This window comes from Arthrobacter sp. 9MFCol3.1 (assembly GCF_000620385.1).
Taxonomy (GTDB): Bacteria; Actinomycetota; Actinomycetes; order Actinomycetales; family Micrococcaceae; genus Arthrobacter.
On sequence record NZ_JIBJ01000008.1, the window covers coordinates 209,280 to 222,778 of the forward strand.

General features: G+C 66.1%; 10 protein-coding genes and 1 tRNA gene. 5 read left to right on the forward strand and 6 right to left on the reverse strand.

What is annotated here, in order from left to right; all coding sequences use genetic code 11:
- Positions 1 to 9 precede the first annotated feature (9 nt).
- The 4 genes from C560_RS21605 to C560_RS0110790 are packed head-to-tail and all read right to left on the reverse strand — an operon-like array spanning position 10 to position 4,507.
- Complete coding sequence (locus C560_RS21605) at positions 10 to 615, reverse strand: acetyltransferase (protein WP_051533104.1); 606 nt, start codon at positions 613 to 615, stop codon at positions 10 to 12.
- Positions 615 to 1,874, reverse strand: a complete 1,260-nt coding sequence (locus C560_RS21610) for a glycosyltransferase family 4 protein (RefSeq protein ID WP_051533105.1) — start codon at positions 1,872 to 1,874, stop codon at positions 615 to 617. Before C560_RS21610 ends, C560_RS21605 begins: the two co-directional genes overlap by 1 nt.
- Positions 1,875 to 1,880: 6 nt before the next feature.
- On the reverse strand, positions 1,881 to 2,846 hold the full coding sequence (locus tag C560_RS0110785; RefSeq protein ID WP_026266531.1) for an NAD-dependent epimerase/dehydratase family protein: 966 nt from the start codon (positions 2,844 to 2,846) through the stop codon (positions 1,881 to 1,883).
- 44 nt (positions 2,847 to 2,890) lie between these two features.
- On the reverse strand, positions 2,891 to 4,507 hold the full coding sequence (locus C560_RS0110790) for a sugar transferase (protein ID WP_269320027.1): 1,617 nt from the start codon (positions 4,505 to 4,507) through the stop codon (positions 2,891 to 2,893).
- Between the two features lie 597 nt (positions 4,508 to 5,104).
- Here C560_RS0110790 and C560_RS0110795 point away from each other — a divergent pair.
- The 3 genes from C560_RS0110795 (at position 5,105) to C560_RS0110805 (ending at position 6,707) form a co-directional block, all read left to right on the forward strand.
- Positions 5,105 to 5,178, forward strand: a tRNA-Gly gene (locus C560_RS0110795).
- 222 nt (positions 5,179 to 5,400) lie between these two features.
- Positions 5,401 to 5,550 (forward strand): hypothetical protein, encoded by a 150-nt coding sequence (locus tag C560_RS23580; RefSeq protein WP_018774018.1) that lies wholly within the window; start codon positions 5,401 to 5,403, stop codon positions 5,548 to 5,550.
- Entirely contained in the window at positions 5,547 to 6,707 is a 1,161-nt protein-coding gene (locus C560_RS0110805) for a N(5)-(carboxyethyl)ornithine synthase (protein ID WP_026538219.1), read from the forward strand. Before C560_RS23580 ends, C560_RS0110805 begins: the two co-directional genes overlap by 4 nt.
- 67 nt (positions 6,708 to 6,774) lie before the next feature.
- Here C560_RS0110805 and C560_RS0110810 read toward each other — a convergent pair whose 3' ends face one another.
- On the reverse strand, positions 6,775 to 8,148 hold the full coding sequence (locus C560_RS0110810; protein WP_026538220.1) for an MFS transporter: 1,374 nt from the start codon (positions 8,146 to 8,148) through the stop codon (positions 6,775 to 6,777).
- A gap of 140 nt (positions 8,149 to 8,288) precedes the next feature.
- Here C560_RS0110810 and C560_RS0110815 point away from each other — a divergent pair, with 140 nt between their 5' ends.
- Complete coding sequence (locus tag C560_RS0110815; protein ID WP_018774015.1) at positions 8,289 to 9,143, forward strand: LysR substrate-binding domain-containing protein; 855 nt, start codon at positions 8,289 to 8,291, stop codon at positions 9,141 to 9,143.
- A 372-nt stretch (positions 9,144 to 9,515) separates the two neighbouring features.
- The gene (locus C560_RS0110820; protein WP_231494318.1) at positions 9,516 to 9,794 is read left to right on the forward strand and encodes a hypothetical protein; all 279 of its coding nucleotides are present in this window, start codon (positions 9,516 to 9,518) and stop codon (positions 9,792 to 9,794) included.
- A 129-nt stretch (positions 9,795 to 9,923) separates the two neighbouring features.
- Here the strand turns inward: C560_RS0110820 and C560_RS0110825 are convergent, their stop codons facing one another.
- Entirely contained in the window at positions 9,924 to 13,478 is a 3,555-nt protein-coding gene (locus C560_RS0110825; protein ID WP_026538222.1) for a proline dehydrogenase family protein, read from the reverse strand.
- Positions 13,479 to 13,499: the final 21 nt, after the last annotated feature.

The following is a 13,499-nucleotide window of genomic DNA, read 5'->3' on the forward strand; positions in this document are numbered from 1 at the left end:
ATTGTGCCATCACAGGACATCATTGTCCCGGAACCGTTCCCTGATCACTGAGGGGCCAGGCACCCGCCCGTAGACAGCATTCGGTGGAATGTCACCGCGGACCACGGTGAGCGGCTCCACGACAGCTGACCGGCCAATGTGGGCTCCGCCGAGCACCATGCAGCGCGAGGTGACCCATGCACCATCGTCTATATACACCGGGCTGGTTATGAGGCCCATGTCGCTGCGCGCGCGGTGGCTTCCCGTCGTGATGAAGCATTCCTGTGAAACCACAACGTTGGCGCCGATGTAGACATCGTCCTGGTTGTGGAACCAGACGCCCTCCCCAATCCAGCAGCCGGCCCCGATGTGCAGCTTCCAAGGAAACTTGATGCGGGTGCGCGGCCGGAATGTGACGCCCGGACCGATCTCCGCGCCGAAGGCCCGCAGCACGGCGACCCGGAGCCGTGAACTTATCTGCCAGGGGTTGCTCACGAACAACAGCTCGCAGGCCCCCCACAGATAGACAATTGCCCGTGGCCTGTCCCAGGCTTCACCCGCGCCCGGTGCCTGGGCCAGATCAATGACGGGCGTCTGCCGCCCTGGTCCGGCGTCCGGCGATGATTGCGCTGGCATCAGGACACCGCCTCGGCAGTCTGCGCGAACCCTTGAGGTGCCAGCGGGCGGTCCGCAACGGCTTTGGCCAGCACTTCTTCGAAGCGGGTAGCGATCGGACCAATTCCAAACCGCTCGACGGAAAGCTGGCGGCTTCGCTCTCCGGCGGACACAAGCGCCGCCGGCGACTGCGCCATCCCTTGGAGCCAGTCGGCGGCACCCACCACGCCCTGCGTGTCCGGAGTCCCGACGTACCCGCCGGCTGCCTTGATGTCCAGGGCCGCTGGATTGTCCCGTGGCATGAGTCCCAGGACCGGACGGCCGGCCGCCAAGGACGAAAGCACCTTGCTGGGTATCGAAAACTTTGACGCCCCGGGTTCAAGGAGGGCAAGGAGCACATCGGCGGAGCCGAGCATGTCAGAGAGTTCGGAGGCCGGCTGGAACGGCAGCAGGGTAATCGGCAATTCCGGTTGCCGCTCCGCGATCTCACGCACGGCTTCAATCCCTTCCCCCTCCGAGGCGACCACGAGGCGCGCCGGGATGCCCCTGTCCAGGGCGCCGCGCAGGAGATCAATCAGCAGCAGCGGGTTATGCTTCCGGCCCAGCGTTCCGGCATAGAGAAGACGTATCTCCCGGGCCTGCGGGAGATGGGCGCGCGCCCACCCGTTGTCCCTTGGACCGGGCAGGATCTCACCGAGCGGCGCCCAGTTTGGAATGACAGAAACGTGGCGCACATCGAGGCCCCAGCGCCGGTAAGCCCGGCGGAATTCCTCGCCAATTGCGACGACCTGGCTGGCGCTGCGGACCAGGTTCTTCTCCGTGCGCGTGACCCAGCGCTGCGCTGCCGGACTGACAGCCGCAGGCAGCCGCTTCCTGATCTCTTCTCCGATTGCCCTGCTGAAGAGGTCCTGATGCCACAACACCCAGGGCTGCCCCGACTTTGCCATCGTTGAACTGAATCTGTTCAGGACGAACAACGGAACGTTGCATGCGACGACGCAGTCGGGACGGGTCTGCTGGAGGTGGCTGACCCAGGCCCGGGCAAATGACTTCTCGAACCGCATTCGTCCCAGCGGCGAATACTTCTCGAATGTCCTAACGGCGGTGATTCCGCGGAAAGTCAACGCGTCCGGGTCACCGTCCAGGCGCTCGAGCTTTCCCTTGCCACTGGGGTACTGGGTCGCGTAGGCGTGTTCGACGCGGTGTCCCCGCGCGGCGAGTTCCCGGGACAGCTCTGCCTGGAACGGGTGCCCGGCGAAGTCGTGAATATGGATGCGCACGGGGGTTCACCCTTGCGCCTTGAGCTGGTCGAAGATCCACTCGTAGGTCTTTTCCAGTCCTGTCCTGAGCGTGATGGACGGTTCCCAGCCGTAGGTGGCATGGAAGAGCGTGTTGTCGCTGTTCCGCCCACGAACTCCCTGCGGGGCGTCGAGCTTGTAGTGCCTGGTCACCACGGTGCCGGAGATCTGCTCGAGGAGATCCACCATCTGGTTGATCGAGACCAACTCAGAGGATCCCAGGTTTACCGGTTCGGTCAGGTCGCCGTGCAGGATGTCCTTCGTGCCCTGGACGCAGTCGTCAATGTACATGAAGCTGCGGGTCTGTTCCCCGTCGCCCCAGATCTCAAGATTGGTGTCGCCCGTCAGGGCCGCCCGCGCGAACTTGCGCGAGAGTGCGGCCGGCGCCTTCTCGCGCCCACCGTCCCAAGTGCCGTGTGGGCCGTAGACGTTGTGATACCGGGCGATCCTGGTCTGCAGCCCGAAATCCTCCCGGTAATGCCGGGCCATACGCTCGGTGAACAGCTTCTCCCATCCGTAACCGTCTTCCGGCTGTGCGGGGTAGGCGTCTTCCTCACGCAGTGCGATGACGTTGGCGGACGTTTGATGTCCCGCAGCGTAAACGCAAGCTGAGCTGGAGTAGAAGAACCGCTCAACGCCAGCTTCCTGCGCGGCCATGAGCATGTGGGTGCTGGTGAGCACAGTCAGCATGCAGGCTGCCTTGTTGTTCTCGATGAAGCCCATGCCGCCCATGTCCGCGGCGAGGTTGTAGACGTACTGCACACCCCGGTTGACCTCCCGGGCCGTCTCGAGCAGCGAGCAGTCGCCCTGCACGTTCTCCGCCTCCGGGTGCACCTGGTACCACTCTGCAAAAGGCTTGCGGTCTACTGCCCGGACAGATTGTCCGTCTTTGAGGAGTTGGGCCACCAAATGGCCTCCGATGAATCCACCAGCCCCCGAAACAAGTGTGGTCATTGTTTTGCCTTTCTCAATTTTGTAGAACAGAAACCCTCGGTTTGTCAGTAGGCGCCGACCGGATTGATGAGCATCTTTGCTGTGCGCCAAAGGATGATCAGGTCTCCGGCCAGCGACCAGTTTTCGACGTAGTACAAATCCAGTCGGACGCTGTCACGCCAGTTCAGCTCCGACCTGCCATTGATCTGCCACATGCCTGTCAGCCCAGGTTTGATGTAGAGACGCCGGAGCACCTTGTGGTGGTAGTTGTCGACCTCGCGCTGCAGCGGGGGCCGTGGACCTACCAGGCTCATGTCGCCCTTAAGGACGTTCCAGAACTGCGGCAGTTCATCGAGGGAGTGCTTCCGCATCCAGCGGCCGACCCCGGTGACCCGCGGATCGTTCTGCATCTTGAAGAGCACCCCCGCGCCCTCGTTGTGTTCCAGGAGCCCGGCGAGATCGTCCTCCGCGGTTTCGACCATCGAGCGAAATTTCAGCATGTTGAATTTCTCACCGCCGCGACCTACCCGTTCCTGCCTGAAGATCACGGGCCCGGGGCTGTCCCGCTTGATCATCACCGCGAGGACAAGAAACACAGGGATGAGCGCCACTAGCGCCGCTGCAGCCAACGTGATGTCGAACAGCCTCTTGAGAGCATGCTTGGCGCCGGCGTACTGCGGCAGTTCCACGTGCATGAGGGGCAGTCCCTCCACGGGACGGGAATGGATCCGGGGACCGGCGACGTTGGTCAGTCCGGTGGTGAGGATCAACTGGGTGGACGACTGCTCCAGCTTCCATCCGAGTCTTTGGATGTAACGGCTGCCGCCCTTCATGGGTCCCGCCACGATGACAGCATCGGCGTCCACGGAAGCCACAGCTTCCACGACGGTCCGTTCGTCTCCAACGACGTTGAGGACATGGCTGCCGTGGGTGAAGGTGCCGGCGCCGGCGGACCCGGAAAGTGCGACACCCACGACCTTGTACGCCGCACCTGACTTCTTTTCTATCTGGCTGACAACGTACCGGACGTCATTCGGCCGGCCCAGCACGACTACACGCGAAAGGTAATGGCCGTGAACCCGCTGCCTGGACAGCCACTGACGCATGCTCCAGCGGGCCGCCAGCAGGCCTGTCAGCCCGGCGGGCAGGGCGAGCGCGAAGAATCCGCGGGCTACGTCGACATTTAGAACAAAGCAAGCCAGAGCGATGAGGCCCAGCAGCATTGCGCTTGCGCTGACGACCCGCCTGTATTCGTCGATTCCGATGCCGACGATCCGCGCATCCCTGCTCTTGTACAGCCCCAACGCAACCATCCAGGCGGCCGCGATGATTACGGAAATGTAAAGGTAATCAACCCGGAACTCGCCCACTTGCACCGAACTCACGGTGTTCAACCCGAACCGGGTGATGTGGGCGGCCGCAGTCACCGCCGCAATTACCAGGGCGTCTGCGGCTATCAGCAGGTGCCGATAGCGGTTTGCCCAACGGATGCCCTCTCGCCGGGAACTGCTCGCAAGCCGGAGTTTCGCCGACCTGAAGTCGGGAAATGGGACGGACGGCGGGGCTAAAGCTGCCGCGCCGGCAACAGACGCCGGTGAATCCTGCGCTCGTGGGGTGACCCGGACATGATTCGGAGCCCGATACCCCGTATGGACCGGAACGCGCTGCTTGAGCTCACTCATGCCTGCCGCCAATATCGCCCAGCTGACTACTTAGCCCGGCCGTCCGGCGTTCCCGATGTCGCGCCAATTGACTGGCCCGCGAGCGGTTTTGATCCGGCACGTTCGGCTGGGCAAGCCCACCCGTTGGCAACAAAGGACGGGCCACCATCAACTTCTGGTCGTACATGTGAGACCTTCTAGCGACTCGGTTGGCTGTGGTCCCCTCCAGTAAATTCGATGGCTTTCTGCTGCACACGAGTGTGGCCTACCCCTCTTGAGGTGGGGGACCACTCGTCAAATACGCCGCCATGGGCGGACTACTTGCGCTCATTACCCGGATTCGAGATAGCACTACCCATTTCGGTGTGCGGTTTCGGCCGCCATGCTTTGCAGATGAACGCGGCGTTCCCACAGCGTTTCGAGGAAATGACGGGCCCCGGGTGCTGGGATCAGCGATCTTCAGCGCAAGGGACATCGCAAGCGCGCCATCCGGTCACAGTCGCGCCGACCAGGCTTTACCGGCCCGGCGACAGCGGGGTGTACAACCTCTAACTCAGACTGAGGTAATGTAAACCTCGTTGATCGGGACTCACGGCTGGAATTCTGGCCGGTCCCACTGCGGCTGTAGCTCAATGGTAGAGCGCTAGCTTCCCAAGCTTGATACGCGGGTTCGATTCCCGTCAGCCGCTCCAATTGCCTCCACAGCTTCCAGCGCTCCCTGCTTTCCGCAGCCCTTCCGGTTCTCCGCTACGAAGAAGGACGCCGGCGCCGTGGATCCGCGGTGCCGCCGTCGGAAACCGTCGCGGAAAGCCCTGTGCGCCGAGATGTCCCGAGATGTCCCCCGGGCTCCCATTAGGTTGCTACCTGTATCGTCGGAAGTCAGGAACCTCTTCGGTTCCGCTACAGGAGCAATCATGGCTGACAAATCCCCCCGTCAAGCAGCATCCAAAAAATCCGGCAAATCCATCAAGGAAAAGCGCGCTGACAAGAGGGCCGCTTCAGCGCCGGCCAGCTCCCTCGATAAAGTGACCGCCGCAAAGACGGCGAGCCCCAAAAAGAAGTGACCGGCACACCGCATTACCTCACTCTCGGCATCCTCGCCTCCACGCGCAAACCGGACGAGCGGCGCCTCCCGATCCACCCCCTGCACCTGGACCGCATCGCGCCGGATATCCGGGGCCGGATAATCCTCGAGGAAGGCTACGGCGAGCGCTTCGGCCTTTCCGACGCCGAGCTCGCGCCGCTCGTGGGGCGCATCGCACCGCGGCAGCAGCTGCTGGCCGACGCCGACGTCGTCCTCCTGCCCAAGCCGCAGCCCGAGGACCTGGCCGAGCTCCGCGACGGGCAGGTCCTCTGGGGCTGGCCGCACTGTGTGCAGGACCGGGCCATCACCCAGCTGGCAATCGACAAGAAACTGACGCTGATCGCTTTTGAGGCGATGAACCACTGGGCCAGCGACGGCGGCTTCGGCCTCCACGTCTTCCACAAGAACAACGAGCTCGCCGGCTACTGCTCCGTGCTGCACTCCCTCGCACTGACGGGGTCCACCGGCGACTACGGCCGCCGGCTAAGCGCCGTCGTGATCGGCTTCGGGGCCACCGCCCGCGGGGCCGTGACCGCGTTGAACGCCCACGGCGTCCACGACGTGCAGGTGCTGACCAACCGCGGGGTTGCCGCGGTGGGCTCGCCCATCCACTCGGTCCGGATCGCGCAGTTCGACCACGATAACGAAGCGCCGTTCCTCAGCGAGGTCATTACCGAGCGCGGGCGGGTGCCGCTGGCGCCGTTCCTCGCCGAGCGTGACATCGTGGTCAACTGCACGCTGCAGGACCCCAACGCGCCGCTGACCTATCTGCGCACCGAGGACCTGTCCGCTTTCCGGCCCGGCAGCCTGATCGTCGACGTGTCCTGCGACGAGGGCATGGGCTTCAGCTGGGCGAAAACCACCACTTTCGCCGAACCGATGTTCAAAGTCGGGGACCACATCGACTACTACGCCGTGGACCACAGCCCGTCCTACCTCTGGAATTCCTCCAGCTGGGAAATCAGCGAGGCGCTGCTTCCGTTCCTCAATACTGTGGTCTCGGGCCCCGAGGCCTGGGCGGAGAACGAGACCATCCGCCGAGCGATCGAAGTCCGCGACGGCGTGGTCCTCAACCCGGATGTGCTGCAGTTCCAGCAGCGGGAGGCAGAGTTCCCGCACCGCCCCCGGGCGGTCTAGGGAGTTCTCGTACAAAAGAGGGCGGCTGTTGCGTGAATCCACGCAACAGCCGCCCTTTTTTGGACAGCTATGGTGTCGCGGCTGTCTCACGGCCGCCCTGGGTCGGGACGATCCGCAGCAGCCGGCGCCGGTCCTTCAGGTCCACCTTGAGCATGAGCTGTCCGCGCCGGGCGAGGACGACGGCGACGGTCGCGGCGGCCAGCACCGGCACGCCGCCGGCAACGAGGACGGCGGTGTGCGGGTCCGCGTGCTCGGCCAGCCAGCCCATCATCGGGCCGCCGATCGCCTGGCCGCCGATCAGCACCATGATGTACAGGCTCATCACCCGCCCGCGGATGGCCAGGTTGGCGCTGACCTGGACCAGCTGGTTCGCGGCGGTCAGGAACATCAGGCACCAGAAGCCGGCCAGCACCATGGCCACGCCGAACCACGCCATCGACGGCGCCAGGGAAGCCAGGCACAGCATGAGCCCGTACATTCCGGCGCCCAGCACCACGGAGCGCAGCCGCAGGGCACGCCGCCGGGCCGAGGTGATGGCGCCGGCCAGGGCCCCGAGGGCCACGAGCGTGTTGAGCAGCCCGTAGCCGCCGGCACCGGCGTCGTACACGTGGTCCGCGAACGCGGCCAGCAGCACCGGCAGGCTCATCGCGAACACCGCGATGAACCCGGCCATCAGCCAGGGCCAGTAGATGGTGGGCTTGCTGAGCGCGTAGTCCAGCCCTTCCCGCAGCATGCCCCGGCGCTTGGCGGCCGGGGTGCTGACATGCAGCTGGTCCTTGCGCAGGCTCAGGAGCATGGCCACTGTGAAGCAGCAGGCCACCGCGTTGGCGGCAAAGGCCCAGCCTGCGCCCACGGCGGTCAGCAGGAGCCCGGCGATCGCAGGACCGATCAGGCCGCCCAGCTGGAAGATCGTGGAGTTCACACTGATCGCGTTTCGCAGGTAGCCGGGGCCCACGAGCTCGTTGACGAACACCTGGCGGGCCGGCTGGTCCAGCACGGTCACGAGGCCCAGGACCAGCGCGATCGCGTAGACGTGCCCCACTTCGATCCGCTGGCTGAGCGCCAGGACTGCAAGGACCGCGGCCAGCGCGGCGGCCACCGACTGGCACAGCATGAGGATCTTCCGCTTCGCGAAGCGGTCCGCCATCATGCCGGCCCACGGGCCCAGGAACAGGGACGGCAGGAACTGCAGGGCCACGGTGATGCCGACTGCGGTGACGGAACCGGAGAGCTGGAGCACCAGCCAGTCCTGCGCGATCCGCTGCATCCAGAGCGCAATGACGGCGACGAAGTGTCCGATCGCGAAGATGCGGAAGTTGCGGACCTTCAGCGAAATAAAGGTGTGGCGCCAGGGCAGGCGCTCGTTGACGACGGCGAGTGGTTGGGTGATGGTGTCCGGCAGGGAAGCTGCGTTCGCCTCTAGCGGCGGAGGGGGTGCCACGGAAAAGTCCTCAAAAGAGCGGGTGAGTGGGATGGACTTAACGCTAGGCTGGCCCCAAGAGATTATGGAAGCCTATCCCGCGCATAACTCGCATTACAGAACGCAATGCAGGGTTGGCGGCGACCTTTCCGGAGACCCCCATGTTTGAACCCGCCCAGCTCCGCTCGTTCCTGGCCGTGGCCGAAACCTTGAGCTTCACCAAGGCCGCGGAGCGCCTCGGCCTGGCCCAACCCACCGTCAGCCAGCACGTCCGCAAGCTGGAGACCGCCGCCAAGCGGGTGCTGATTGCCCGGGATACCCGGGATGTACGCCTGACCGACAATGGCGACGCGATGGCCGGGTTCGCCCGCAGCATCCTCGCCGCGCACGACTCCGCCGCCCGCTATTTCTCCGGCTCCGCCATGCGCGGCCGCCTGCGCTTCGGCACGGCCGATGACCTCGCGATCACGGGTCTGCCGCGCATCCTCCGGGAGTTCCGGCAGATTTATCCACAGATCAACCTCGAGCTGACGGTGGGGCAGAGCGACCAGCTCTACAAGCGCCTCAATGCAGGGCAGCTGGACCTGGTCTTTGTGAAATGGGTGGCCGGGGCCAAGGACGGGACCGTGGTCCAGCAGGACGCCTTCGCCTGGGTCGGCTTGGAGCAGACCGTGCTGGAACCGTCTGATCCTGTCCCGCTGATCGCCTACCCCTCCCCCAGCCTGAGCCGGAAGCTTGCGATCGACGCCCTGGAGGCCACCGGGCGCACGTGGCGGATCACCTGCACCACGCGTCAGATCAGCGGCGTGCTGGCCGCCGTCCGGGCCGGCATCGGGGTGGCGGTGATGCCTTCCTCCCTGGTGCCGGAGGACCTGAAAATCATCACCCGCCGCTTCGATTTGCCGCCGGTAGGCGACGTCGATTTCACGCTCATCCGCAATCCGCTGGCCAATACCGAGGTGATCGACGCCCTCACGCAGGCGATCGTGGGCCGAACCCTGAAGCGACCGGCCTGACGCACGGGCGGTCCCGCAGCCAGCGCTGATCCGGTCTCGGCGCATACGGGGCGGACTACCCGGACGTGAGCAGTACTTACTTGACCATACTTACTTGACCATTGAACGGTGCACGTACTTCCTCTATCCTGACACTACTTAAGATCAACCGTTCGAGGTCAAGCAGTGGCCCACGACAACGATTCGAAATACGAACGCTGTCCGTCGCTGACGCCCTATGGCTGGCGTCGGGGCGTTCGGGATAGGCCGCCATTGATGCCAGCCATTAATCATCCCCGACTGTCCGCCCCCGCCACCCACGCGCCAAAGCCTGCCCGTCCGGTAACCGCGCCGCCCCATCCCGCGGCGGCCATGCACCACTCGACCGCCGGAATGCAGCACTCAGCCGCCGCCCAGCACGCGACTGCCCCGGGCCAACTGGGAGTCCGCCCGGCTACCCTCGCAGACTCCGATTATGTGGCCAGCCCGTACTGCGAACGCTGCGGCACGGACGAGTTCATTTTCCTTGAGACCTTCGTCCCGGCCACGCACCGGAGGGACGGCTCGGTCAGCAGGCTCGGCGAGGTCACCTACTTCTGCTCGGGCTGCGACGATTTCTCCGCCCACGCGGTCCCGGCTTCCTGGGTCCCGCCGGGCTGGTACTTCGGCTAACCCGGACTCCGCTTATCGCCTTCGCCGTTAAACGCCGTCGCCGCCGTGCCGCACCATATGGTGCCTGCACAGCGGCGACGGTGTTTTAGGGTTCCAGCACGCCCGAGCCGGGGTTTTAGCAGCCCCGGGCTAGATCAGGTCGTCCGAGATGTGGTTGGGCGTACCGAAGCGGTGCGCCGTGATGCTGATGGCCTGCTCATGCAGGAAAGGCAGCAGTTCCACGCGTCCGGCTTCCGTGACGGGGTGGACATACACCGCCAGGTCCGGGCGTCCGCCCGTGGCCTCGGACAACGCCTTGGCGTCCCCGCCAATCAGCCGGATCCGTGCGCCGGAGAGCTTGCCCGCCGCGGCGAGGGTGCCGGCGGAAGCGAGCCATTCGGCGTCGTTCTCAACAGTCGCGGCGACGCCAAGCCCGGACAGGACGGCACGCAGCTGTGCGGGCAGTTCGACGGCGGTGGAGACCGTCAGGGCGGACCCGGCCAGGACGCCGGCGGCGACGGTCCGGACGAGGCCGGCAAGGGCCTCGCCTTCCGCGAGGCGGACCGTGACGGGCAGCGGACGGTAACGGAAGACGTTGCGCTCCGCGCTCAGGCCGGAGACGTCCTTCGCGGTGCCGAACTCTTCGGCCCAGGCGCGGGCGTCGGAGGCGAGCGCGCGCTGCAGCGGTGCGAGTTCGTCGGCGGTCAGGAAGCCCTTGGCCGCGTCCTCGATCCGGCGGACGCCGGCGTGGGCGGGAGCAGCGCCCGGGGTGCCGGCGGCGGTGCTGGGCTTGCTGACCCATTCGCCGAGGCCGACGAGGTAGTTCGGACCGCCGGCCTTGGTGCCGGCGCCGACGGCGGATTTCTTCCAGCCGCCGAAGGGCTGGCGCTGGACTATCGCGCCGGTGATGCCGCGGTTGACGTAGAGGTTGCCGGCCTGGATGGTGTCCAGCCAGATTCCAAGTTCCTCGGTGTTCAGCGAGTGCAGGCCCGCGGTGAGGCCGTATTCGATCTGGTTCTGGATCGCGATGGCTTCCTCGAGGGTCTCCGCGGTCATGACGCCCAGGACCGGGCCGAAGAACTCGGTGAGGTGGAAGTAGGATCCGCGGCGGACACCGGAGCGCACGCCGGGGCTCCAGAGCTTGCCCGAATCATCGAGCTTCCGCGGCTCGACGGCCCAGGTCTCGCCCTCGCCGAGGGTGGTGAGGGCGTTCAGGAGCTTGCCGTTGGCGGGCTCGATGATCGGGCCCATCTGGCTCGCCGGGTCCTGCGGGTAGCCGACCTTCAGCGAGGTGACGGCGTCGATCAGCTGGTTGTGGAAGCGCTTCGACTTCGCCACGGAGCCGACGAGGATCACCAGCGAGGCGGCGGAGCACTTCTGGCCGGCGTGGCCGAACGCTGAGTACGCGACATCCTTGGCCGCGAGGTCCAGGTCCGCGCTCGGGGTGACGATGATGGCGTTCTTGCCGCTGGTCTCGGCCAGCAGGGGCAGGTCCTTGCGGAACGAGCGGAACAGCTCGGCGGTCTCGTAGCCGCCGGTCAGGATGACGCGGTCCACGGCCGGGTGGGAAATGAGCTGCTGGCCCAGTTCCCGCTCGCCCAGCTGGACCATGGTGAGCACGTCGCGCGGAACGCCGGCCTCCCAGAGGGCCTCGATCATGACGGCGCCGCTGCGGCGGGCCTGCTTGGCGGGCTTGACCACGACGGCGGAGCCGGCGGCGAGGGCCGCGAGGGTGGAGCCGGCCGGGATGGCGACCGGGAAGTTCCACGGCGGCGTCACGACGGTGAGCTTGGCCGGGACGAAGGTGGCGCCGTCGACGTCGTCGAGCTTGCGGGCGGACTCGGCGTAGTAGTGCGCGAAGTCGACCGCCTCGCTGATCTCCGGATCGCCCTGGTCGATCGTCTTGCCGGTCTCGGAGGCCATGACCTCCAGGAGGTCCGCGCGGCGGGCCTCGAGGACGTCACCGGCGCGGTGCAGGATTTCGGCGCGCTCGGCGCCGGAGAGTGCACCCCAGGCCTTGCCCTTCTCGACGGCGGTGTCGATCACGGCGTTCAGGGTCGCGGCATCGTTGATCGTGGCGGCCTCGACGGAGGCGTTGCCCAGTGTCGACGTCGTCACGCGGCCCAGGATGGCGCGGCCCCAGTCGCGGTTCGCGGGCAGCGACGGATCCGTGTCAGCGGTGTTCTCAAACGAGTCGTGCGGCAGCGGCGCGGCCGGAAGGGCACGGTTCTGCAGCCGGTTCGGGCCCGGGACCTCGTCGTCGAGCTTGGCGAGCGAGGCGAGGAAGCGCTGCTTCTCGCGCTCAAACAACGTTTCGTTTTCGCTGAGCTCGAAAACGGCGGACATGAAGTTGTCCTGGCTGGCGCCCTCTTCGAGGCGGCGGATCAGGTAGGCGATCGCGACGTCGAACTCGGCCGGGTGGACCACCGGGGTGTAGAGCAGGAGGGAGCCGACGTCTTGTCTGACGGCTTCGGCCTGGCCCTGGGCCATGCCGAGAAGCATTTCGAATTCGATGCCCTGCTGTGCGGTATCCGCGATGCCGCGCTGCTTGGCCAGGAGCCAGGCGAAGGCGATGTCGAAGAGGTTGTGGCCGGCGACGCCGATCCGGATGTTGCGGATCCGGTCCGGGTGCAGCGAGTAGTTGATGACCCGCTTGTAGTTGGTGTCCGAGTCCTGCTTGGTGCCCCAGGTGGCGAGCGGCCAGCCATGCAGGGAGGCCTCGACCTGCTCCATCGGCAGGTTGGCGCCCTTGACGACGCGGACCTTGATGGCGGCGCCGCCGTCGGCGCGGCGGGCGGCGGCCCAGTCCTGCAGGCGGATCATGGCGGACAGGGCATCCGGGAGGTAGGCCTGGAGCACGATGCCGGCCTCGAGGTTCTTGAACTCGGGCTTGTCCAGGATCCGGGTGAAGACCGCGATGGTCATGTCCAGGTCCTTGTATTCCTCCATGTCCAGGTTGATGAACTTGGCTTTCTGCCCGGCGGACGCGTAGGAGGCGGCGCGGGCGAAGAGCGGGGTGAGCTTCTCCACAACATGCTCCACGGCCTCGTCGAAGGCCCATGCCGAGTGCGGGGCCACCGTGGAGGAGACCTTGATCGAGACGTAGTCGACGTCGGGCCGGGACAGCAGGGTATGCGTGCCCTCGAGCCGGCGGGAGGCCTCGTGTTCGCCGAGCACGGCCTCGCCGAGGAGGTTGACGTTGAGCTTGATGCCGTCCTTGCGGATCTTGGCGATGGCCGGGCCGAGCTTGGCGTCGGTGGCGTCGACAATGAGGTGGCCGACCATTTCACGCAGCACCCGGCGGGCAACCGGGATGACCACCTGGGGCAGGACCGGGGCCATGGTGCCGCCGAGGCGGACCGCGCTGCGCATGTACCAGGGCAGGAACGCCGGGACCTTGGGGGCCAGGGCGGCGAGGTTGCGGGCGGCGACCTGCAGGTCTTCGGGACGGACGACGCCGTCGACGAACCCGACCGTGAAGTCCAGGCCGTTGGGGTCCTTCAGGACCCCGGCGAGCTGCTCGGCCGAGGCGTCGACGGGGACCTTAGCGGCCTCGGTGAGCCAGTGGCGCACCAGCGCGATGGTGTCCTCGGCGAGGGCTGCGGCCTCAAGGACCGTGGAGCCTTCCGAAACGGCGGCGTGCGTGGCGTCGTTGCCTGCGGCGTTTCCGGTGGTGGCGCCGGGCTCCGTGGAGATGTTGGTCATGGCTGAAACACGTTCTTTCTC